At 71.2% G+C, this 21,304-nt stretch carries 17 protein-coding genes; 6 read left to right on the top strand and 11 right to left on the bottom strand.

Going from position 1 to position 21,304, the window contains the following annotated elements:
• Nucleotides 1-13: 13 nt before the first annotated feature.
• A complete protein-coding gene (locus NMK44_RS09175; protein ID WP_254740282.1) occupies nucleotides 14-988 on the top strand; it encodes an AAA family ATPase in 975 nt (324 codons plus the stop codon).
• Nucleotides 988-4,449 (top strand): SAV_2336 N-terminal domain-related protein, encoded by a 3,462-nt coding sequence (locus NMK44_RS42020; protein ID WP_302888017.1) that lies wholly within the window; start codon nucleotides 988-990, stop codon nucleotides 4,447-4,449. Before NMK44_RS09175 ends, NMK44_RS42020 begins: the two co-directional genes overlap by 1 nt.
• 4 nt (nucleotides 4,450-4,453) lie before the next feature.
• Here NMK44_RS42020 and NMK44_RS09150 read toward each other — a convergent pair whose 3' ends face one another.
• Nucleotides 4,454-5,794, bottom strand: coding sequence for an MGH1-like glycoside hydrolase domain-containing protein (locus NMK44_RS09150; RefSeq protein ID WP_254740280.1), 1,341 nt, complete (start codon nucleotides 5,792-5,794; stop codon nucleotides 4,454-4,456).
• A 545-nt stretch (nucleotides 5,795-6,339) separates the two neighbouring features.
• Here NMK44_RS09150 and ppdK point away from each other — a divergent pair.
• Together ppdK and NMK44_RS09140 are read left to right on the top strand one after the other, a co-directional pair.
• Nucleotides 6,340-9,063, top strand: a complete 2,724-nt coding sequence (gene ppdK / locus NMK44_RS09145) for a pyruvate, phosphate dikinase (RefSeq protein ID WP_254740278.1) — start codon at nucleotides 6,340-6,342, stop codon at nucleotides 9,061-9,063.
• A gap of 405 nt (nucleotides 9,064-9,468) precedes the next feature.
• Nucleotides 9,469-10,536 carry an ArsR/SmtB family transcription factor gene (locus NMK44_RS09140; protein WP_254740276.1) on the top strand — a complete coding sequence of 356 codons (1,068 nt, stop codon included), beginning with the start codon at nucleotides 9,469-9,471 and terminating at the stop codon, nucleotides 10,534-10,536.
• 28 nt (nucleotides 10,537-10,564) lie between these two features.
• On the opposite strand, the gene NMK44_RS09135 is transcribed toward NMK44_RS09140, so the two are convergent.
• The 7 genes from NMK44_RS09135 to NMK44_RS09105 all read right to left on the bottom strand — a co-directional run bounded on the left by NMK44_RS09135 (nucleotide 10,565) and on the right by NMK44_RS09105 (nucleotide 16,883).
• Complete coding sequence (locus NMK44_RS09135; RefSeq protein WP_254740274.1) at nucleotides 10,565-11,431, bottom strand: carbohydrate ABC transporter permease; 867 nt, start codon at nucleotides 11,429-11,431, stop codon at nucleotides 10,565-10,567.
• Between the two features lie 3 nt (nucleotides 11,432-11,434).
• The gene (locus NMK44_RS09130) at nucleotides 11,435-12,382 is read right to left on the bottom strand and encodes a carbohydrate ABC transporter permease (RefSeq protein ID WP_254740272.1); all 948 of its coding nucleotides are present in this window, start codon (nucleotides 12,380-12,382) and stop codon (nucleotides 11,435-11,437) included.
• Nucleotides 12,382-13,656 (bottom strand): ABC transporter substrate-binding protein, encoded by a 1,275-nt coding sequence (locus NMK44_RS09125; protein WP_254740270.1) that lies wholly within the window; start codon nucleotides 13,654-13,656, stop codon nucleotides 12,382-12,384. The genes NMK44_RS09130 and NMK44_RS09125 overlap by 1 nt, the downstream gene beginning before the upstream one ends.
• A gap of 156 nt (nucleotides 13,657-13,812) precedes the next feature.
• On the bottom strand, nucleotides 13,813-15,018 hold the full coding sequence (locus tag NMK44_RS09120) for a thiolase family protein (RefSeq protein WP_254740268.1): 1,206 nt from the start codon (nucleotides 15,016-15,018) through the stop codon (nucleotides 13,813-13,815).
• A gap of 196 nt (nucleotides 15,019-15,214) precedes the next feature.
• Nucleotides 15,215-15,592, bottom strand: a complete 378-nt coding sequence (locus NMK44_RS09115) for a roadblock/LC7 domain-containing protein (protein WP_254740266.1) — start codon at nucleotides 15,590-15,592, stop codon at nucleotides 15,215-15,217.
• Between the two features lie 110 nt (nucleotides 15,593-15,702).
• Complete coding sequence (locus NMK44_RS09110; RefSeq protein ID WP_254740264.1) at nucleotides 15,703-16,524, bottom strand: hypothetical protein; 822 nt, start codon at nucleotides 16,522-16,524, stop codon at nucleotides 15,703-15,705.
• Complete coding sequence (locus tag NMK44_RS09105) at nucleotides 16,521-16,883, bottom strand: hypothetical protein (RefSeq protein WP_254740262.1); 363 nt, start codon at nucleotides 16,881-16,883, stop codon at nucleotides 16,521-16,523. Before NMK44_RS09105 ends, NMK44_RS09110 begins: the two co-directional genes overlap by 4 nt.
• A 221-nt stretch (nucleotides 16,884-17,104) precedes the next feature.
• Between NMK44_RS09105 and NMK44_RS09100 the strand changes: the two genes are divergently transcribed.
• On the top strand, nucleotides 17,105-17,467 hold the full coding sequence (locus NMK44_RS09100) for a hypothetical protein (RefSeq protein WP_254740260.1): 363 nt from the start codon (nucleotides 17,105-17,107) through the stop codon (nucleotides 17,465-17,467).
• Between the two features lie 105 nt (nucleotides 17,468-17,572).
• Here the strand turns inward: NMK44_RS09100 and NMK44_RS09095 are convergent, their stop codons facing one another.
• The 3 genes from NMK44_RS09095 to NMK44_RS09085 all read right to left on the bottom strand — a co-directional run bounded on the left by NMK44_RS09095 (nucleotide 17,573) and on the right by NMK44_RS09085 (nucleotide 20,142).
• On the bottom strand, nucleotides 17,573-18,388 hold the full coding sequence (locus NMK44_RS09095; protein ID WP_254740258.1) for a putative protein N(5)-glutamine methyltransferase: 816 nt from the start codon (nucleotides 18,386-18,388) through the stop codon (nucleotides 17,573-17,575).
• A 137-nt stretch (nucleotides 18,389-18,525) separates the two neighbouring features.
• Nucleotides 18,526-19,374, bottom strand: coding sequence for a helix-turn-helix domain-containing protein (locus tag NMK44_RS09090; RefSeq protein ID WP_254740256.1), 849 nt, complete (start codon nucleotides 19,372-19,374; stop codon nucleotides 18,526-18,528).
• Nucleotides 19,375-19,395: 21 nt separating this feature from the next.
• Nucleotides 19,396-20,142: a DUF6879 family protein gene (locus NMK44_RS09085; RefSeq protein ID WP_254740254.1), complete on the bottom strand. Its 747-nt coding sequence runs from the start codon at nucleotides 20,140-20,142 to the stop codon at nucleotides 19,396-19,398.
• A 713-nt stretch (nucleotides 20,143-20,855) separates the two neighbouring features.
• Between NMK44_RS09085 and NMK44_RS09080 the strand changes: the two genes are divergently transcribed.
• The gene (locus NMK44_RS09080; protein ID WP_254740252.1) at nucleotides 20,856-21,272 is read left to right on the top strand and encodes a hypothetical protein; all 417 of its coding nucleotides are present in this window, start codon (nucleotides 20,856-20,858) and stop codon (nucleotides 21,270-21,272) included.
• Nucleotides 21,273-21,304 lie beyond the last annotated feature (32 nt).

Raw genomic sequence — 21,304 nt, 5'->3', positions numbered from 1 at the left:
GAGAAGGAAGCACATGACACAGGACTGGCGGCTCTTCCACGGCGGCGACACCGCGCCCCACGTAGTGGAGACCTGGCCCGCGGCCCCGCCGTGGCGGCGCTTCGGCGAGGACTCCCCGCGCCGTACCGCCGGCCGGGGGCTGCCGTACCTGATCTCCGACGAGCACCGGGACACCGTCAACATGGCGCTGCATCTGCACCGCCCGCTGCTGGTCACCGGCCGTCCCGGTACCGGCAAGTCCACGCTCGCCCACGCCGTCGCCCGTGAACTCACCCTCGGCGAGGTGCTGCACTGGCCGGTCAACAGCCGCACCACGCTGACCGACGGGCTGTACGCGTACGACGCCGTGGGACGGCTGCGCGACGCCTCCCTGCGGCAGCGCACGGACGGCCAGGACGCGGACGGCCAGGGCGCCGCCGACGAACCGGACATCGGCGACTATCTGCGGCTCGGCGCGCTGGGCACCGCGCTGCTGCCCGCCGACCGGCCGCGGGTGCTGCTCGTCGACGAGCTCGACAAGGGCGATGTGGACCTCCCCAACGACCTCCTCACCGTCTTCGAGGAGGGCGAGTTCGAGATCCCCGAACTGGCCCGGCTGCGCGATCCGGAAGCCTCGGTGCGGATCACCGGCTCCCGCGAGAAGGTGCGGATCGAGGACGGCTGGGTGCGCTGCCGGGTCTTCCCCGTCGTGGTCATCACCAGCAACGGCGAGCGCGAGTTCCCCCCGGCGTTCCTGCGTCGCTGTGTACGGCTCGACCTCCAGCAGCCCGACGAACGACAGCTCCGGCAGATCGTCACCATGCACCTCGGGGAGGAGGTCGGCCACCGCGCCATGGGGATGATCGCCCATTTCGTGGCCCTGCGGGAGGAGCGCGAGCTCGCCACCGACCAGTTGCTGAACGCCGTCCGGCTGCGCTCCTCCGGGGTCCAGGTGGACCACGAGGTCATCGACAAGCTGTTCCGCTCGCTCAACGAAGCCGACGTGTGATGATCGGGCGGCTGTGCGCGCTGCTGGAGGACGCCGGGGTCGAACTCTCCCCGGAGGAGCTGCGTGACGCCCTGTGGTTCGCCGCCACCACCGCACCGGCCGCACCCGCAGGAGACGACGGCGGCCGGCCAGCGTCCACCGGCACCGGCGAGCCCGTCGAGCAGGCCCCCGACGAGGACACCGGGGGAGCGCCGCACCACCGCGACCCCACCGGTCCGCGCGCCGATGACCCCGGGGCCGGACCTGCCGCCCCCACCGGGCTGTTCGCCCCCGGAGCGGTCCGCGCCGCCGCGGCCCGCCCGGCCCGCGCGGTGGACGTCCGCGGGGTACGGGCCCTGCCCGGCGCCCGCGGACTGTCCCGCGCGCTGCGCCCGCTGCGCAGATGCGTCCCCTCCCGGAGCGCCTTCGCGCTGGACGAGGCCGCCACCGCCGACTGGATCGCCGAGACCGGACTGCCGGACGTCGTCCTGCGCCCCCGGCCCGAGCGCTGGCTGAGCGTCGCACTCGTGGTGGACGACGGACCGTCGATGGTGCTGTGGCGGCAGCTCGCCGCCGAACTGCGCGGGGTGCTGGAGCGGCAGGGCGCCTTCCGCTCGGTGCGCGGCTACGGCCTGGACAGCTCCTCGGAGACCCGGCCGGTGCTCAGGGCCCGCCCGTACGCACCCGGCGCCCCGCGCCGCGGCGTCCGGCAGCTCCTGGACCCCTCCGGCCGCACGGTGGTGCTGGTGCTGTCCGACGGTGTCGGCCCCGGCTGGAGCAGCGGCGCCATCCCGCGGCTGCTGCACCGCTGGGCCCGCCACTCACCGGTGGCGGTGGTGCAGCCGCTGCCCGCGCGGCTGTGGCCCGAGCGCGGTATGCCCACCGAACGGCTGCTGGTCGGCGCGGGCGGCCGGGAGGGCGCCCCCGGCCGCGCCCTGACCGTGCGCCATCCGCTGCTGCCGCCGGGGCTCAAGACCTACCGGGGCACCCCCGTGCCGGTGCTGGAACCCACCGGAACCGACCTGGCGGCCTGGGCGGCCCTCACCGCCACCGGCGAGGGGAGCGCCCTGCTGCCGGTGATGCTGCTGGACGGCGCCGGGCCGCCGGCGACCTCCCGGACCGGCCCACCGGCGCCGCCGCCCACCCCGGAGGAGCGGCTGCGCCGCTTCCGCGCCGCCGCCTCCCCGGAGAGCCAGCGCCTGGCCGGTGCGCTGGCCACCGTCCATCCGCTCACCCTGCCGGTGATGCGGCTGATCCATGACGCCAGGGGCGCCGGATCCGCCCCGCTCGCCGAGGTCTTCCTCGGCGGACTGCTGCGCCGCCGCGAGGGCGGCGCGGAGGAGTTCGCGTTCCACCCGGGCGTGGCCGATCTGCTGCTGGACACCGTCCGCACCTCCACGGCACTGGACACGGCGGCGCAGGTCACCGACTTCCTGATGCGCCGCCAGAGCGGTGGTCCGGCGTTCCGCGCCCGGCTGTCGGGACCCTGCGGCGACGCGGCGGTGGCCGCCGAGGCCCGTCCGTTCGCGGCGGCGTCACCGGAGCTGCTGCACCGGCTGGGACTGGCGCGGGACGAACCGGAGCCGGAACCGGAAGCCCCGGCGCCCGGCCCGGAGGAACCGCCCGCCGCGTACCCGCCGCGCTCCCGCGCCTCGGAGTGGGTACAGCCGCCGCTCACCGATCTGGTGCGGCGGATCGCCGCGGACGACCGGCTGCCGCCGACCGTCCTGGAAAAGGCCGAGGAGGTGCTGGCCTCGGCCGAGCGGCGGGACGAGGAGACGGGCTGGTCGGCCGTGCGGACCCTGGCGCCGTTCGCCGGACGGCTGGTCGCCGCCGGATGGCCGCACTACGCGGACGCGCTGTGCCAGGCGATCCGGACCACGATCGGATGGCTGGAGCCCGCGGTCGACCTCGAATCGCGCAACCTCCGCGGCCACCTGGCGCTCGCCCTGAACCAGCTCGGCAAGCACGACGAGGCGGAGCGCCATCTGCGGGACGTGGTGGCGATCTCCGGCCGGGAGCACGGTGAGCACCATGACTACACCCTCTTCGCGCGCTCCTATCTGATCGACCTCCTGGAGGACGCCCGACGGGTGGAGGCGGCCGAGGAGGAGTGCCGGGCCCTGCTGGAGAGCTGGGAGCGCCGGGGCCACGGCGAGTACGGGCGGACCGTGTACGGGCTGTGCCTGCAGCGCGGCCGGATGCTGCTGGACCTCGGGCGGGTGGCGGAGGCCGAGCGTGAACTGCTCGCGGCGGCGGTCGGCCGGGACGGCATGCTCGGCCCCCGCCACTTCGACACCGTCAACGCCCGCGCCTGGCAGGCCACCGCGCTGGAGCGGCTGGGCCGTTACGACGAGGCCGAGGCCCAGATGCGGGAGGCGGTCCAGGAGTGCGCGGACGCGCCCGCCGGGGACCCGGCGCTGCTGACGGCCCGGTTCACCCTGGGCGACATCCTGGTCGCCCGGGGGTTCACCGAGGAGGCGGAGTCCCTCTGGCGCGATCTCACCGAGACGACCTCGGCCGAGCTCGGGCCCCGGCACTGGCGGACCCGCACCGCCCGTCGCAAGTGGATCAACCGGCTGCGCGCCCTCGACCGGTTCCCCGAGGCGGAGGCGGCGCTGCGCACCCTGCTGGAGGAGACGGTCGAGTCCCTGGGGGAGCGGCACCCCGACACCTTCGTCGCCCGTCGGCTGCAGGCGATGCTGCTGGACGACCGGGCGCGCCACGACGAGGCGCAGACCGCCTACCGCGCCCTGCTGGAGACCCAGCTGACGGTGGTCGGGGCCGACCACTCCAGCACCCTCACCACCCGCCACCACCTCGGCGTCAGCCTCGGCCTGGCCGGGCGGCACGAGGAGGCGCTGGATCTGTTCACCGAGCTGCTCCGGGACCGGGTCCGGCTGCTGGGGCCGGACGTCCAGGCGACGCTGGCGACGCGCTACTGCCGGGCCGGGGCGCTGAGCCAGCTCGGACGGCTGGAGGAGGCGGAGGCCGAGTACCGCGGGACGGCGGAGGGCGAGGCCCGTGTGATGGGCCCGGACGACCCCAGCACTCTGATCACCCGCCGCCGGCTCGCGGATCTCCTGCGCGACCAGGAGCGCTACGAGGAGTCCGAGCGGGAGTACCGCAGGGTGGTGGAGGGGCGCACCCGTGCGCTGGGCGCGGAGGCCCGGCTGACCCTGGCGGCCCGCCACAGCCGCGCCAACGTCCTCAACAAGCTGGGCCGGTTCGCGGAGGCGGAGGCGGAGAACCGGGAGACCGCCGCGCTGCGCGCCCGGCTGCTGGGTGCGGAGGACGCCCGCACCCTGTGGACCCGGCACAACCTCGGCACCTCGCTCCAGGGACAGGGGCGGCCGGCCGAGGCCCGGGCCGAATGGCGCGCGGTACTTGAGATCAGTGCCCGGGTCCTCGGTGAGGAGCACAACTGCACCCGGCAGACACGCGAAGCCCTGGAGGCCCTGGACGGCGGCGCTCCGGGCTGAAGGATCAGCCGGGGCCCGGGTCCAGCGCCAGATCCAGCGCCAGCGCGGCCGTCCAGCCGAAGGACGTCGTCCCGCGCGCCCGGCCGGTGTACGGGTCGACGTACTCGGCGAAGTCCGAGGCGGCGGCCGTCTCCAGGACGGCGGTGCGCAGCGCGTCGGCCGCCGCCGTCTCACCGTGCAGCCGCAGTCCCCGCTCCAGCAGCCAGTTGACGTTGAACCAGGCCGGGCCGCGCCAGTAGCGGAACGGGTCGAAGGCGCCGCCGAGCAGGTCGTAGCTGGGGACCAGCCGGACCGTCCGGCCCAGCCCGAAGTGCTCACCGCGGACCGTCCGCACCAGTGTGCGCGCGATCGCGGGCGGGAGGTCCGGCAGGAGCAGGGGCAGCAGCCCCGCCGCGCTTCGCTCCGGCACCAGGGTGCCGGTCAGGACGTCGCGGCACAGGAACAGCCCGGCGGCCGGGTCCCAGAGCCGCTCCACCAGGGCGGCCGTGAGCCGGGCGGCCCGTGCCCGGTGGGGTGCGGGGTCGGCGCCGGTCGCCGCCGCGATCTCGGCCAGGGCGTGTTCGGAGGCGGCGAGCAGCGCGTTGATCCCGGGGTCCTCGACGGCGAACCGCGGGTCCGTGGCCGGCCCGTCCCGGTAGCCGCCGTCCCGGTAGTCCATGGCGAGCCGGACATAGCGCCCGTAGTCCAGATCGGTCGGCCGGTCGGCGGCGGCGCCGTGGTCGAGGTCGGCGCGGTGGAAGGTGCCCGGCGGGACGGGGGTGACCCGGGCCAGCGGGGCGTCCCAGCAGGGGCTGTTGTCCATTCCGGGCTCCCAGGGGTGGACCGCCGAGACCAGTCCGTGGCCGCCCAGGTCGCGGGCCCGGAGCAGATAGCCGTGCCAGGCGGCGAGCCGTGGCCGGGCCCGGTCCAGGAAGCCGTGGCGGGCCGAGGCGTCCGGATCGGCGCGGTGGACCAGCAGGGCGGCGAGCGCATGCACCGGGGGCTGGACGATGCCGGAGGTCTCCGTGTCCGCCGGGGCCCCGGCGGCGGCGCCCGCGGTGGAGGAGCGCCAGAAGTCCGGGCCGGGGAAGTAGGCGTGCCGCGGCACCGCCGGGTTGAAGACGATGTGCGGGATCCGGCCGTCGCCCCACTGGGCGGCGAACAGGGTCTCCAGCTCCCGCTGGGCACGGCGCGGGGACCGGTGGCGCAGCCCGATCGCGATGAACGCCGAGTCCCAGCTCCACTGGTGGGGGTAGAGGGTGCGGGAGGGGACGGTGGAGGAACCGGTCCAGTTGTCGCGCAGCACGCGCTGGGCACCCTGTGCCAGGCGTCCATACGCACCGAGCGGGGGCCGGATACCGGTCACGGTCCCTCCTCGTCCGGGAATGTGCGGTCACGATAGCCGCGCCGAGGTGCTGAAACGGGGCTCCGGGAGGGTGCGCCGTGGTTCATAAGGGCGTTCTGCGACCCCGCTCACCTGCATATCGCTCATCTGAGCGAGACCCCTCTCGTTGTATCCAATGGGCGAGACAATGGCCCTCACAAGGGCGTGATTCTCGCCACTCTGATCAGAGTCTCGCTCAGATGAGCGGTCGCCGAGAGGGGGTCGGATGGGTCAAGGCTGCTCTCACCTCTCCAATACGTGGCACTGAGTGCCACCCTGTTGATGTTCAATACATCCTTCAAATTGTCACTAAGAGTGAGTATGGCGGGGAGGTCTGCCTGCGGAGCGTGGTCATGTGTTCGAGTCTTGAAGGCTTGGCAAAATAACGCTCTTTCACCGCCGAACTTTCGAACGCGTGGCAGGCGGGTGGTTACAGCCGAATGACGGTGGAGTGGACATGCTCAGGCACCTTCGATCTGGGTACGCTCCCCGCCGTCAGGGCAGCCGAGCCGAGGAGATCGAGTCCCGTGTCGGAAACACAAGATCAGCAGAAGTTCGTTTACGACTTCACCGAGGGCAACAAGGATCTCAAGGACCTGCTCGGCGGGAAGGGGGCCAACCTCGCCGAGATGACCAACCTCGGTCTCCCGGTGCCGCCGGGATTCACCATCACCACCGAGGCGTGCAAGGTCTACCTCGACAGCGGCTCGGAGCCCGCGGCCCTGCGGGACGAGGTCAGTGCGCACCTCGAGGCCCTCGAGACCAAGATGGGCAAGAAGCTGGGCCAGCCGGACGACCCGCTGCTGGTATCCGTACGCTCCGGCGCCAAGTTCTCCATGCCCGGCATGATGGACACCGTCCTCAACATCGGTCTGTCCGACGACTCCGTGGCCGGTCTGGCCACGCAGGCGGGCGACGAGCGGTTCGCCTGGGACTCCTACCGCCGTCTCATCCAGATGTTCGGCAAGACCGTGCTCGGCGTGGACGGTGACCTCTTCGAAGAGGCCATCGACGAGGCCAAGAAGGCCAAGGGCGTCGTCGTCGACGTGGACCTCGACGCGGCCGACCTCAAGCGGCTGGTCACCGAGTTCAAGGACATCGTCGCCAAGGAGACCGGCCGCAGCTTCCCGCAGGAGCCGCGCGAGCAGATGGACCTCGCCGTCCGCGCCGTCTTCGACTCCTGGAACGGTGACCGCGCCAAGCTGTACCGCCGTCAGGAGCGCATCCCGCACGACCTGGGCACCGCGGTCAACATCTGCTCCATGGTCTTCGGCAACCTCGGCCCCGACTCCGGCACCGGTGTCGCCTTCACCCGTGACCCCGCCAGCGGCCACCAGGGCGTCTACGGCGACTACCTCCAGAACGCGCAGGGCGAGGACGTGGTCGCGGGTATCCGCAACACCGTTCCGCTCGCCGATCTCGAGGACATCGACAAGCGGTCCTACGACCAGCTGATGCAGATCATGGAAACCCTCGAGACGCACTACAAGGACCTGTGCGACATCGAGTTCACCATCGAGCGCGGCAAGCTGTGGATGCTCCAGACCCGCGTCGGCAAGCGCACCGCGGGCGCCGCCTTCCGGATCGCCACCCAGCTCGTCGACCAGGGTCTGATCGACGAGGCCGAGGCGCTGCGCCGGGTCAACGGCGCCCAGCTCGCGCAGCTCATGTTCCCGCGCTTCGACCTGGAGGTCGCCGACGGCGACAGTGTGCAGCGGATCGGCCGCGGTATCGCGGCCTCCCCGGGCGCCGCGGTCGGCAAGGCCGTCTTCGACTCCTACACCGCCGTCAAATGGTCGCGTTCGGGCGAGAAGGTCATCCTCATCCGCCGGGAGACCAACCCCGACGACCTCGACGGCATGATCGCGGCCGAGGGCATCCTGACCTCCCGCGGCGGCAAGACCTCGCATGCCGCCGTGGTCGCCCGCGGTATGGGCAAGACCTGTGTGTGCGGCGCCGAGGAGCTCGAAGTCGACACCAAGCGGCGCCGGATGACGGCCCCCGGCCGGGACGGCAAGGACCCGGTGGTGATCGAGGAGGGCGACGTCGTCTCGATCGACGGCTCCTCCGGCAAGGTCTACCTCGGTGAGGTGCCGGTCGTGCCCTCCCCGGTGGTGGAGTACTTCGAGGGCCGGATGCACGCCGGTGCCGAGGAGGCCGGTGAACTGGTCGGCGCGGTGCACCGGATCATGGCCTACGCGGACCGGGTCCGCCGGCTGCGCGTCCGCGCCAACGCGGACAACGCCGAGGACGCCTCCCGCGCCCGCCGGTTCGGCGCCCAGGGCATCGGCCTGTGCCGCACCGAGCACATGTTCCTCGGTGAGCGCCGGGAGATGGTCGAGCACCTGATCCTCGCCCACACCGACGAGGAGCGCGAGAACGCCCTCCACGAGCTGCTGCCGCTCCAGAAGGACGACTTCGTCGAGCTGTTCGAGTCGATGGACGGACTGCCGGTCACCGTACGGCTGCTGGACCCGCCGCTGCACGAGTTCCTGCCCGACATCACCGAGCTGTCGGTGCGCGTCGCGCTCGCCGAGTCCCGCAAGGACCACAACGAGAACGACCTGCGGCTGCTCCAGGCCGTCCACCGGCTGCACGAGCAGAACCCGATGCTGGGTCTGCGCGGTGTCCGCCTCGGTCTGGTCATCCCCGGTCTGTTCGCCATGCAGGTGCGGGCCATCGCCGAGGCCGCCGCGGAGCGCCGCAACGCCAAGGGCGACCCGCGCGCCGAGATCATGATCCCGCTGGTGGGCACCGTCCAGGAGCTGGAGATCGTCCGCGAGGAGGCCGAGCAGATCATCGAGGAGGTCGAGCGGGCCCGGGGCGTGGACCTCAAGCTCACCCTCGGCACCATGATCGAGCTGCCGCGGGCCGCGCTGACCGCCGCTCAGATCGCCGAGTCGGCCGACTTCTTCTCCTTCGGCACCAACGACCTCACCCAGACCGTCTGGGGCTTCTCCCGGGACGATGTGGAGGCCAGCTTCTTCACCGCCTACCTGGAGAAGGGCATCTTCGGGGTCAGCCCGTTCGAGACCATCGACAAGGACGGTGTGGGCGCCCTGGTCCGGGACGCCGCGCGGGCCGGCCGGGCCACCCGTCCCGACCTCAAGCTGGGCGTGTGCGGTGAGCACGGCGGCGACCCGGAATCCGTCCACTTCTTCCACCAGGTGGGTCTGGACTACGTCTCCTGCTCGCCGTTCCGCATCCCGGTCGCGCGCCTGGAGGCGGGCCGTGCGGCGGTGAGCGGCTAGGGACCACCGGGGCTGCCCGGGACTCCCTCAGCCCGTCGGCGGCCCCGGATCTCAAAGGGGGCGGCACCTTGTGCGGAGGTGCCGCCCCCTCTCACTCCCCCCACGGGAGCTGTTGCCACGCGCATCGGCTACGGGCGGCAACACAAGTGCCCAGTCGCCGTAACGCACTCGTCACCCCCCACGGGAACGAGCTATGTGGCTCTGAGCACCGCCTGTTGAATTATGGACGGCCCCGGAGTGTTTTGCCGGTGGCCTCCCGTTTGCACGAGGAACAGCTTTCCTCTTCGCACGCCCGAAGCGCGCCCCGTTTCACATCTGGCCAAAAGGACGTGGTGACTGACCGTGTAAGCGTGCATACTCAACGGTGATCGGGGGGACGGTCGGCATGTCACATGTGAGGGTCTAGTGCTACGTGTTCATTTCAGTGAACTCGATCTGGCCCGGCTGCGGATGGCGGTCCGCCCGGATGTGCTCTGGGAAACGGTTCTGAGTTTCCACCGCCTACGGGAGAACCGGGCCGAGACCGTATACGGGGAATGGCGTTCGGAAGCGCGTAACCGGCTCAACGGGGAAGCGCGGCTCCTGGCGCCTCTCATTCCCTCGCGCGGATATTTTCCTGACTTCCTGACACCCGCCGAAGGGGTAATCGGTTGCGACAGTGCCATGGCCGCGCTGCGTGCCACACCGGGAGAGCGCTTGCACCACGAGATCGCCGGGCTCCCGGCGTCCCGTGCCCTCCCGGGATGGATACGTGACCTCGCCCAGGGCGAGGCACGACCACTGGATCGTCTGATCACCACCCTGCGCACCTACCACCGCGCCGCTATCGCCCCCTACTGGCCCCATATCCAGGCCCGGATCGAAGCCGACCGGGCCGCCCGGGGCCGGGCGCTGCTGGACGGCGGGGCGGACGGGCTGCTGTCCTCGCTGCCGCCCACCATGCGCTGGCGGGCGCCGGTGCTGGAGGTCGACTATCCCGTCGACCGGGATCTGTATCTCCGCGGCCGGGGGCTGTTGCTGCTGCCGTCGTTCTTCTGCCGCGGCACCCCGGTGACCTTCCGCAACCCGGAGCTGACCCCGGTGCTGGTCTATCCGGTCGAACACGCCCGCCGGACCGCGCCGCCCCGTATCCAGCCGCGCCCGGCCACCGCGCCCGCCTGCGTCCGTTCGCTGGGCAAGCTGGTGGGCCAGACCCGGTCCGCGGTGCTGCTGGAGGTCGGCGGCGGCTGCACCACCAGTGAACTCGCCCGCAGAGTGGGCGTCTCGCTCGCCTCGGCCAGTCAGCACGCGAGTGTGCTGCGGGAGGCCGGGCTGGTCCACACCCTGCGCCAGGGCAGCGCCGTACTGCACACCCTGACCCCGCTGGGCGCGGCGCTGCTGCGCGGCGGCGGCTCCCCGGGGGAGCGGGTCTTCGGCGCGCAGGCCGCGTTCCCCGCGGTGGCCGGTGCCCAGGGGCACGCGGGGCACGGATGACACGACCGCCCGGTGCCGCGGGCGGGTGTCAGTCATCGATGCCGGAGCGTTCGACGCCCGCCACGATGTAGCGCTGGAGCACCAGGAAGACCACCAGCAGCGGCACGATGGACACCGCGGCCGCCACGAACAGCTCGTGGATGTTGACGCTCTGGGCGGTGGTGAACGTCGACAGCGCGACCTGCACCGTCCATGCCTCCCGGTCCTGGCCGATGACCAGCGGCCAGAGGAAGGAGTTCCAGGCGCCGATGAACACGATGGTGCCCACCGCGGCGAACACCGGCCGTGAGTTGGGCACCACCACCCGCCAGTAGGTGCGCCAGTAGCCGAGCCCGTCCACCCGCGCGGCGTCCTCCAGCTCGCGCGGGAAGCCCAGGAAGTACTGGCGGAAGATGAACGCGGCCACCGCCTGGAAGAGCGTGGGCACCACCAGACCGCGCAGGGTCGAGATCCAGCCCAGCGAGCTGACCAGCACGAAGCTGGGCACGAAGGTGACCGCGGCGGGAACCATCAGGGTGCCCAGGATCCAGTAGAAGACCAGGTTGGCGTGGCGGTACGGGATGCGGGCAAGACCGTACCCGGCGAGCGAGGCCAGCAGCAGGGTGCCGAGCGTGGTGAGCACCGCGATCAGCGAGGAGTTGAGGAGGGCGTGCGCCATTGGCACATCGGGGTCCTCGAACAGCTCGCGTATGTTCCCCCAGTGGAGTTCGCCGGGGAAGAAGGTCCACTCCGGCGAGGTGATGTCCGCCTCGCTGGACAGGCCGTTGCGCACCAGCAGATAGAAGGGGAGCAGGAAGAGCAGCGCGAGCGCGCTCAGCAGCACCAGCCGCACCGCGCGGCCCGCGCGGGCCAGTCCGTCGCCCCGCCGGTGGTGCGCGGGGAGGTTCCGGGGCATCGCTCAGTCCTCCTTCCGGCCCAGGCCGAACCAGCGTGCCTGCGCCACCGTGACCACCGCGATGATCAGTGCCAGGATCACCGCGCCCGCACTGCCCAGGCCCAGGTTCTGCCCCTGTCCCAGCGCGGTGTAGTAGAGGTAGACCAACGGCGGCCGGGCGTAGGGCGGATAGCCGCGTGAGTCGGACAGCAGGTTGTAGAACTCGTCGAACGCCTGGAAGGCGTTGATCACCAGCAGCAGCACCACGGCCACCGAGGTCGCCCGGAGCTGCGGGAAGGTGATGTGCCGGAACACCTGCCACCCCGGCCGGGCGCCGTCCACCGCCGCCGCCTCGTACAGCCGCGGAGGGATCCGCTGGAGCCCGGCCAGGAACAGCACCATGTAGAACCCGGCCTGGAGCCACAGCCGCACGGTCACGATGACCAGCCAGTACCAGGGCGGATCGGTGGTGGACAGCCAGGCGATCTGATCGGCGCCGAACCAGCCGAGCACAGTGTTGGCCAGGCCGAACCGCACCCCGTTGAAGATCGACATCTTCCAGATCAGCGCCGCCACCACATAGGAGCACGCCACCGGCAGGAAGAACACCGACCGGAAGAACGCCTGCGCCCAGCGCAGCCGGTTGACCATCAGCGCCAGGGACAGCGAGAGCACATAGGTGGCCGGGACGATGAACGCGGTGAAGACCAGGAAGGTCAGCAGGCTGTCGGTGAAGGCGTCGTCGCGCAGCATCGCCGTGTAGTTGTCGAAGCCGACGAACTCGGTCGGTGACACGGTGTTGTGCGCGTCGAAGAAGCTGAGGTAGGCGCTCCAGGCCAGCGGTACATAGGTGAACAGGGTCAGCCCGAGGACGAACGGGCCCACGAAGACCCAGAACCACAGGGTGCGGTTCTGCCGGCCGAACCGGCTCCTCCGCGTCGGCGACTTCTGGTGCGGGGCCGCCCCGCGCATCAGCGCTTCTTCTGGACGCGCCGCAGCTCCGCCCGGGTCCTGCGTACCACGGACCGCAGCTCCCGCTCCGGACTGGCACCGCTCTTGATGATCCGGCTCAGCGCGTCCTGGTAGGCGGTCTTGCTCGCGGGCGTCCACAGCAGTGGTTCGGCGTGGCCGTGGTCGGTGGCGTAGCCCACCGCCTCACCGGCCGCGCCCGCGCGCAGTTTGGCGGCCCTCCTCGCCAGCGAGATCCGGGCCGGGATGTGGAAGCCGTAGGTGAGCGCGAAGTCCTCCTGGTACTCCGTCCTCTCCACCCACAGCCACTTCACATACTCCTTCGCCGCCTCCCGGTGGCCGCTGCGCGCGCTGACCGCCGCCCCGTAGGCGCCCACCGGCACTGCGGGGCCGCCGTGCGCCCCGTCCTCGGGGAACGGCAGCACCCCGAAGTCGTCCCCCAGTGCCTTCTTCACCTGCGGCAGCGCCCACAGCCCGGACCACTGCATGGCTGTGAGCCCCTGGGTGAACGCGGCCGGGTCCGACCAGTCCGAAGGAGCGCCCAGCAGCAATGACTTGTCGGCGAAGAGCCGGTGCAGCTTGCCGAGGGTGCGGGCGGCGGCCGGATCGTCGAACCCCACCTCGCCGTCGGTGGTGATCAGTTCGAGCCCGGCGGCGTGCAGCGGGGTGCCGCCGAGGACCCCGGGACCGCCGTCGTTGCCGAGGAAGAGCCCCTTGACGTCCCCGGTGGTCAGTTCCTTCGCCGCGTCCACCAGCGCGTCGAGCGTACGCGGCGGTTCCACGCCCGCCTTCTCCAGCATGCTCTTGCGGTAGTAGAGCAACTGCATGTCCACGACCTGCGGAACGGCCCAGATCCTGCCCTCATGGGTCTTGGGCGCCAGCACCGCCGGATTGAAGTCGTCCTTCGCCTCGCTGAGCAGATCGGTGAGGTCCACCACCTGACGGCCCCGGATCTGGTCCAGCGTCGGGCCGTTGACCTCGAAGACATCCGGCCCGGACGCCGTCAGCAGCGCGGCGGCGGTCTGCTGGTCGTAGTTGCCCGGCCGCCACTGCACCTGGACGTCGGCCTTGCGGTAGGCGTCCGCGTACCGCTTGACCGCCTGCTCGGTGCCGGGCTCGCCGTACTGGTGGTACCAGTGCGCGAGCAGCGGCCGGCCGCCCTCGCCGTCCGATCCCCGTCCGGTGTTGGACCCGCAGGCGGCGGTCAGTCCACCGGTCAGCGTGAGTCCCGCGCCCGCGCCGAACGTACCGAGCAGTCTTCTGCGGCTGATGGACACAGCTGGCGCCCCCTCGCTCCTCGTGTGGCCGGTCCCGGGCCACCGTATGTCCCAACGATCAACGATGGGGGCGGATTACGACAGGGGTGTTGCGGCGCCATGTCGGCTACGGCGCACGGAGGATGACGGGGCGTCGGACGACGGGGCCGGACCGTCTCACCGCTCCAGGACGAGCGCCATCCCCTGCCCCACGCCGATGCACAACGTGGCCAGTCCGGTGCCCGAACCGCGGGCCGCGAGCTGGTGCGCCACCGCCCCCGCCAGCCGGGCACCGGAGCAGCCCAGCGGATGGCCGATGGCGATGGCGCCGCCGCGCGGATTGACCACGTCCGGGTCGAAGCCGCGGTCCTCGGCCCATTCGGCGAAACAGCCAAGCACCTGTGCGGCGAACGCCTCGTTGAGCTCCAGCGTGGCCAGATCGCCGAAGCCACGGCCCGCCCTGGCCAGGGCCCGGCGCACCGCCTCGACCGGCCCGAGGCCGAAGTACTGCGGTTCGATCCCGGTGACGGCCGAGGCGCCGATCCGGGCGAGCGGTTCCCGGCCGGTGGCCGCGAGCCCCTCCTCGTCGACCAGCAGCAGGACCGCCGCGCCGTCGTTGAGGGGTGAGGAGTTCCCGGCGGTGACGGTGCCGCCGGGCTTGCGGAAGGCGGGCTTCAGACCTGCCAGGGACTCCAGCGAGGTGGTGTCCCGGATGGTCTCGTCGCGCACCAGGCCGGTGTCCGGGTACGGCAGCACCTCGGCGTCGTACGCCCCGTCCTTCCACGCCCGTGCCGCCTTCGCATGGCTGGCGAGGGCGAACGCGTCCTGGGCCTCGCGGGTGATGCCGTGCTTGTCCGCGATCAGCTCGGCGCCCTCGCCGAGGGCCACGGTCCACTCCGGCGGCATCTCCGGGTTGGTCATCCGCCAGCCCAGGGTGGTGGAGTACAGCTCCTGGTGTCCGGCCGGGAAGGCACGCTCGGGCTTCTGGAGCACCCACGGCGCGCGGCTCATGGACTCCACACCGCCCGCGAGCGCGATATGGGCGTCGCCGACGGCGATGGCGCGGGCGGCCTGGAGCACGGCCTCCAGACCCGAGGCGCAGAGCCGGTTGACGGTGGCGCCGGGCACCGTGACCGGGAGACCGGCCAGCAGCACGGCCATCCGGGCCACATCGCGGTTGTCCTCGCCCGCGCCGTTGGCGTTGCCGAAGTACACGTCGTCGATCCGGGCCGGGTCCAGCTCCGGGGTGCGCTCCAGCAGCCCGCGCAGCACATGGGCGGCCAGGTCGTCGGGGCGGACCCCGGCGAGCGCGCCGCCGTACTTGCCGACAGGGGTGCGGACGGCGTCGACGATGTAGACGTCGCGCGGACGGTCGAGGGTCATCGGGCGTCCCTTCCTGCGGCCTCGGGCGCTTGTGGCGCGGCCGTCCGGTGGTGTCGGCGGGTGACGGACGGAGGCGGTCGTCGTCACATCGTCCCGCCGGTGGTCAGCGTACTGATCACCTTCTCGCCCGCCCGTACGCTGCCACCGGGGGCGTGGCCCGTCAAGGGGCCCCGGCCCGCGCGGGTGCCGGTCCGGTTCAGTCGCCGAGGTCCACGGACATCAGGGCGGCGAGGCGCTCGACGGTTCCCCGGGACGTCACACGGAGCCCGTCCAGATCGAGTCCCTCGTCCCCTCTGACCGCCAGCAGAGCCTGCTCGCCGATGGCGTACACGATGAGGTGGCCCGACTGTGCGCGGGTGACGACCTCGCGCAGCCCGCCGATGCCGACCTCCCCGGTGGTGCGCCGCGCCAGGCCGAGCATGGCGGCCGTGAGCGCCGCCAGGGATTCGGCATGGATCTCGTAGCTGTCGGAAGCGACGAGCAGGCCGTCGGCCGTGGCGACGATGGTGTCGCTCACGCCCAGCACCCGCTCCCGCAAGCTCTTCAGTTCCAGGTCCAATCCTTCATCGCTCACTGCGAGGGCTCCTTGCATGGTGTGCGGCGGGCGGTGGCCGCTGTGTGCTCGGTGGGGGTCGAGTGCGGAGGTGGGGGTGAGGTCGGCGGTCAGTCGTCGGCTCTGGGCTGTCAGGCTCCCGGGGGTCCGGCTTCGGGGCGTCCGGCCCCGGGGCGGCGGCGGGGCAGTGAGGCGGGCGGCGCCGGTGGTGTCGCGGGGCGGTCCTCGCCCTCCCGCCGGGCCGGCTGTCGGATCGCGACCCCGGCGGCCCCGGACGGCGAGGAGGCGGGGCGGCCGTCGAGCAGCCCGCGGGCGGCCATGGCGACGATGTCGGTGGTGACGGCGAAGGTGCCGCGGCCGAGGAGAAAGGCGATGTCACGAGGCGTGTGGCGGCCGTTGGCGTGGAGCAGGATGTCCTGGAAGCGGGCGTTCGGCACGACGCTCGGCGCGGCCCGGCCGCTCGCCCTCACCCGGTGTGTCATCAACTGCTCCGGAGGACCCCATCGTTGGGAGACCACGGACAGCCGGCGACGGGTCTCCCGCAGCAGATCCTCGGGATGCACCCCGGGCCGCACCGGAAGGGGCAAGGGCACGGTCTCCGTCTCGGCCTGCCATCGATCCGGTCGGTTCAGCCCGATGGCGAACGCCGCGTCGTACAGCGCCGAGACGGTCACCACTTCCAGTTCCGCCGTGCCGACCCCGGCGGTCTTCGTCAGATGCGCACCCACGCGCTCCTCGGGGGCCCCGGCGGCGAACGCCGCGGACCACTCCCGTTCGGTGATCCGCTCCGACTTCAGCAGCAGGGACTCGGGCCCGGGGGCGCCGGGGGTGACGATCGCGGCGATCAGACCCTCGCGCAGGTGGATGACCCCCGCCGGGACGCCCTCGATCCGCAGTACACCCGTGAAGCGGCTCTCGTGCAGTCGTGTCAACTCACCGCGGAAGCCGGTCATGCGAGCAGCTTCCGGGCGTGCTCATCGATCTGGCGTGCTGCCAGCGCGAGGTTCGTACTCTCCCGTGCCAGCGCGACCACCAGCAGCAGGGAGTCGCCCCGTTTCCGGGGAATCACCTGGGTGACGTAGTGACTCAGCGTGGTGGTCACCGTGATGTTCTCCAGCCCCGTCCGGCCACTGACGGCTTCAAGAGTGTCCGATATTCGATGTGCGTCATCACAGGACTCGGCGGCGGACGGCAGCGCCGAACGATCGCCGCCGAAGCCGTACTCGAGGCCCGTCGTGCCGTCTATCAGCATCGCGGCGCTGACACCTGGGTGTTCGAGCAATTGGCGTATGAACAGTCCTAGTTCGGACACCCGGACCCCTTCACTCTTGAAGGGCCGTCACGATACCCTCCGATCACAATTTTGACGAGAAAGAAAACAGTCGATCATAAAAGTACCCAATGCTCCAACTTGGTGTGCTTTTCTTACACGTTACGTGCCTGCGGTCGTAGCCGCTCACGCTCCGTACATCACCCTGCCCACCCCGCGCCGCACGGTGTGAGGCGTCGGCGTCGACCGCGAAGGAAGTGCTGATGAACATCGAGACCGCTCTCAAGGAAGCCATGGCGATCGAGGGAGCCCTGGGGGTGGCCGTCGTCGACTACGAAAGCGGCATGACCCTGGGCGCAGAGGGGGGAACCGCCCTCGACCTGGATCTGGCCGCCGCCGGCAATACCGAGGTGGTCCGGGCCAAGCTGCGCACCCTGGCCAGTCTCGAGATCCGCGACTCCATCGAGGACATCCTGATCACGCTCACCCAGCAGTACCACCTGATCCGGCCGACGCAGCAGTCGAACGGCTCTCTCTTCCTCTACCTCGCCCTGGACCGCCAGCGCGCGAACCTCGCCCTCGCCCGCCACAATCTGCGGAAGATCGAGCAGCGCCTGGAGATCTGACGGGATACCGGATGCCGGACGTGCTGGATCGAGTGCGACGTCAGACCGCGCCCATCGAGGCATCGGCGCTCCGGCGTCGCACTCGTACCCGGTCGCGCCATCGGGTCACCGCGAAGGCGGCCTGGTGCCGATGACAACGGTCGCCTCCCGCTCCGCGCATTCGGCCACTGTGGCCCGCAGCCCGTCCCGGGCGACGATCCCCACGGCCGCGGACGCCTGGGCTCCGCTGGTCTCGAAGAGCAGACAGCCGCCCGGCGCCAGCCACCCGGCCGCCTGCGCGGTCACCCGGCGCAGCACGTCCAGCCCGTCCGCCCCGCCGTCCAGCGCCACCCGCGCCTCGTGCACCCGGGCCTCCGGCGGCAGCAGTCCGACCTGGGCGCTGGGCACGTACGGGACGTTGGCCAGCAGCAGGTCGACCCGGCCGCGCAGGCCCCCCGGCAGCGGTTCGTACAGATCGCCCTTGTGGACCCGGCCGCCCACCGCGGCCACATTGCGCCGGGCGCAGCGCACCGCCGCGGGATCGATGTCGGTGGCGTCCAGCGCGATCCGCTCCAGCGCCGCCCCCAGGGCCGCGCCCAGCGCGCCGGAGCCGCAGCACAGATCGACCACCACCGCCCCGGCCCGCGCGGGCGCCAGCGCGAGCGCCCGTTCGACGAGGAACTCGGTGCGGCGGCGGGGGACGAACACACCGGGATCCACGGCGATCCGCAGACCGCGGAACTCCGCCCAGCCCAGGACGTGTTCCAGCGGCAGCCCGGCGGCGCGCCGAGCCACCATGGCCTCGAGCGCGGCCGGATCACGGGCGGCGGAGAGCAGCAACTCCGCCTCGTCCTCGGCGAATACGCACCCGGCGGTACGCAGTCTGCCGACGACGGCGGGGAAATCGAGGACCGGAACGAGGGAGAGAGGTGAAGTCGACATGGAGCCTTCCGGGATTCCCAGGGCGCTCCGCCGGTCACCTACACCGGTTCGGCCGCTTGGCCGCAGAGGGGGAGCACCCAGCCTGACCTGGCGTTTATGGGTCTCACCTCCTCGGTATGCAGCGGGTGACGCCCACGTTACCCGATCAGCGCCCGCCGGGCCTCATGGATCAGGCGGTGCGCGTCGGCGCCGAAGACGGCGGATTCGCGCAGGGTGTTCCAGGCGCGGAGGTAGAGGGCGATGCTGTCGGCGTCGTTGATCCACAGCTCGGCGTGCCAGTCCTCGACGAGCACCAGCCGCTCATCGTGGATCCAGAATCCGTTGGCGGGCTGGATCTTCAGAGGCGCCGAGAACGGGACGATGCCCAGCTCGACCGTGTCCAGGCCGATGACGCTCATCAGCCGGTCGAGCTGGGCGGCGAGGACTGACGGTGGGCAGACGAGAGCGCGGAGCGTTCCCTCCCACATGAGGATCCGGTACCGCTTGCGCGAGTCGTACAGCCCTTCCTGGCGCCGCAGCCGACCCCGTACCGCGGCCTCGGTGTCGCGTGGAGACTTGTGCAGATCTGCGCTCTGGCTGAAGACAGAGCGTGCGTAATCGGGCGTCTGGAGCATGCCCACCACAACACAGTTTTGCCAGCCGCGCAGTGTGGTGGAGCGCTGGTGCTCGGCGTTGATCGTGTCCTGAACGGGCTTGTGCCCCAAGGCCAGTTGGCGGCGCCACGATCGGATGTGAGATTCCAGGCCGTTGAACCGGGAGAGGAGTTCCTCGGCGGCTTCCGGCTGGCCGGTTGCCGTGGCCCAAGCGCGTAGGTCCTCGGCTGTTGCCGTCTGACGGCCGTTCTCCAGTTTGTAGATCTTGGAATGCGGCCAGCCCAGCCGCTGGGCCAGTTGTGTACCGGTGAGCCGACCTCCAGGGCATGACGCGCGCAGCTCCCGAAGCCGCGCTCCCAGGGCCACCCGTGCCTGTTGAAAGTCAGTGCTCACCGGTCACACGGTACTTGCAACCTACGTGGCGAGCCCCGCTTCGAACGTGTCGTATCGCGCGGCGTAGTGCCATGCCGCGTCCCGAACCTGGAGATAGCGGTTGACCGCCGCCGGCTCGGTGATCACCTCCACGTTGAGCAGATTGTCGTCGTCATCGAAGTTGAGGAGGGCGACGAGCCGGGAGTCGAAGACCCAGAAGTCCTCGGCGGGCAGTCGCAGCCGATCGGCATCGGCGCGCCACATGTTGCGGATGTCCTCACCCACCGACCTGTTGCGCGCGGCGCTGTAGAGCAGGTAGCGCTGACCGGTTGTGGGTGGATTGTCGACGATGCGCACTCGCTCGCACCGCTTGCCTTGCCGGGTTTGCTCACGGATCGTGGCGAAGAACGGATGGTAGAGATCCAGTGGTGCCTCGCCCGTTGCGACGAACTCCTGGTAGCCGGGAGCGACTTCATCGCTCGCGAACCGGCGCCGAGTCTCCAGCCGCCAGGCGGTGTGCTCGAAGTTCTCGAAGAGCTTGCCGAAGTCATCCAGGTCGATGATGCGCGGTGTGCGAGTGGCCTCCTTGGGGCCGAAGTCGACCAGCAGTTCGCGTGGCACCACGATCGGCGTCTCGCCCTCTCCCAGGTGTCGGAGCTGGGCGAGGTCCTCGGGGTCGGAGAGCGGTGTTCCGTGGATGACGATCTCTCCGCTGTCCAAGTCCTCGTGCACGGCGGGGCAGCCCGTGACGTCAGAACCCGTGCCGTTGAAGCGCAGTCGACGCGCCATGATCACGTCCTTCCTCGTTGATCTGGACACCCCGAGCATGTCGCACCCACGGGTGCGCTCGGTACCGATTCGCTGACCCTGTGTGAGATCAATCAAGAACATCCCGCCCGTGGTCGAGAACATCCGAGAACATTGCCTCGCATCCCCCAGCTCCCTCTCCCTAATGTCCCGTTCACGCAGAAACGGCGGGAGAGGTGAGCGATGAGAATCCGCGAACAAGACATCGAGGCGCTGGGCGCCGATGGCCGACCCTGCGTGGCGAACTCACGGTGTCCGGCTATCCCCTGGTGGCCCTCGGGCGCATCCCGCTCGACAGCGCGAACCGGCTCGCCGATGTCCTGATGCGGGCCGCGCTGGATGAGCAGACGAAGAACGCCGCCTCGGCATAGGCGTCGCAGACCCCCGTACCGGCTGGACCGGAGCCCTGGCAGGTCGAGCCCAGCCGGAACGGGTGCACATGCACGACGGCACGAGGAGAGCCCTCGTGTCCGACAGCACAGAAGGGAATCTTCCCGATGCGGCAGGCAGGACACAAGGCCGTCTTACGCCAGGACCCGGACGACGGCGACACCTTGCCCGACACCGACGCGCCGTCACCCCCTTCGGGTGGCGATTGCGGTGGCGGCGACGGCTGCGGCCGTCGATAACCCGGAAGGCGGGGCGGTCCCCGGCCGGCGCCGGGGCCGCCCCGCTCGGTCTGCGAAGGCGGCACAGTGCACCACCACCACGGTTACCTTTGGCTCGGCTCAGGCCACGACCTCCTCAAGGACGGCCCCAGACGCCCCCTGCACCCCGAGTTCACACGCAGCAGGGTCGTTCCCCTCGAACTCGCCCACTGGCTGCTCAAACCCCCGGACTTCATCCAGGGAACCTGGACCCACCCGGCCGAGGCCGCGCGCTGGTTCGGGGACCGGGTGCGTGAGCACGCCGCGTCCTTCGCCTCTCATCACGACCGCGCCCCCGAAACGCTGTCCGCGAGGGACCGGGGTGCGGCCGAGGCGGTCGCGGGTGGGGAGGATGTGGCCGGCGGGTGGTATCTGACGGGGCGGCGGTTTCTCTCCGTCTGTCTGGTCGCCTGCGGCCCGCACCGGTTGCGCCCCGAAATCCCCTGTCCGCGGCGACGGACATGACGAGGGCACCGGCTGTCGGTGCCATGGGCGAG

The organism is Streptomyces cucumeris, from assembly GCF_024295805.1.
In the GTDB taxonomy this organism is placed as follows: domain Bacteria; phylum Actinomycetota; class Actinomycetes; order Streptomycetales; family Streptomycetaceae; genus Streptomyces; species Streptomyces cucumeris.
Note: the sequence above shows the minus strand (reverse complement) of the source record. Positions and strands in the feature narration are given on the sequence as shown.

What these genes read in the sequence shown, in the direction of transcription:
- NMK44_RS09135 (WP_254740274.1), bottom strand. Translation starts at nt 11,431, where the DNA reads ATGCCCCGGAACCTCCCCGCGCACCACCGGCGGGGCGACGGACTGGCC.
- NMK44_RS09175 (WP_254740282.1), top strand. Translation starts at nt 14, where the DNA reads ATGACACAGGACTGGCGGCTCTTCCACGGCGGCGACACCGCGCCCCAC.
- NMK44_RS09085 (WP_254740254.1), bottom strand. Translation starts at nt 20,142, where the DNA reads ATGGCGCGTCGACTGCGCTTCAACGGCACGGGTTCTGACGTCACGGGC.
- NMK44_RS09120 (WP_254740268.1), bottom strand. Translation starts at nt 15,018, where the DNA reads ATGACCCTCGACCGTCCGCGCGACGTCTACATCGTCGACGCCGTCCGC.
- NMK44_RS09095 (WP_254740258.1), bottom strand. Translation starts at nt 18,388, where the DNA reads ATGTCGACTTCACCTCTCTCCCTCGTTCCGGTCCTCGATTTCCCCGCC.
- NMK44_RS42020 (WP_302888017.1), top strand. Translation starts at nt 988, where the DNA reads ATGATCGGGCGGCTGTGCGCGCTGCTGGAGGACGCCGGGGTCGAACTC.
- NMK44_RS09130 (WP_254740272.1), bottom strand. Translation starts at nt 12,382, where the DNA reads ATGCGCGGGGCGGCCCCGCACCAGAAGTCGCCGACGCGGAGGAGCCGG.
- NMK44_RS09110 (WP_254740264.1), bottom strand. Translation starts at nt 16,524, where the DNA reads ATGACCGGCTTCCGCGGTGAGTTGACACGACTGCACGAGAGCCGCTTC.
- NMK44_RS09100 (WP_254740260.1), top strand. Translation starts at nt 17,105, where the DNA reads ATGAACATCGAGACCGCTCTCAAGGAAGCCATGGCGATCGAGGGAGCC.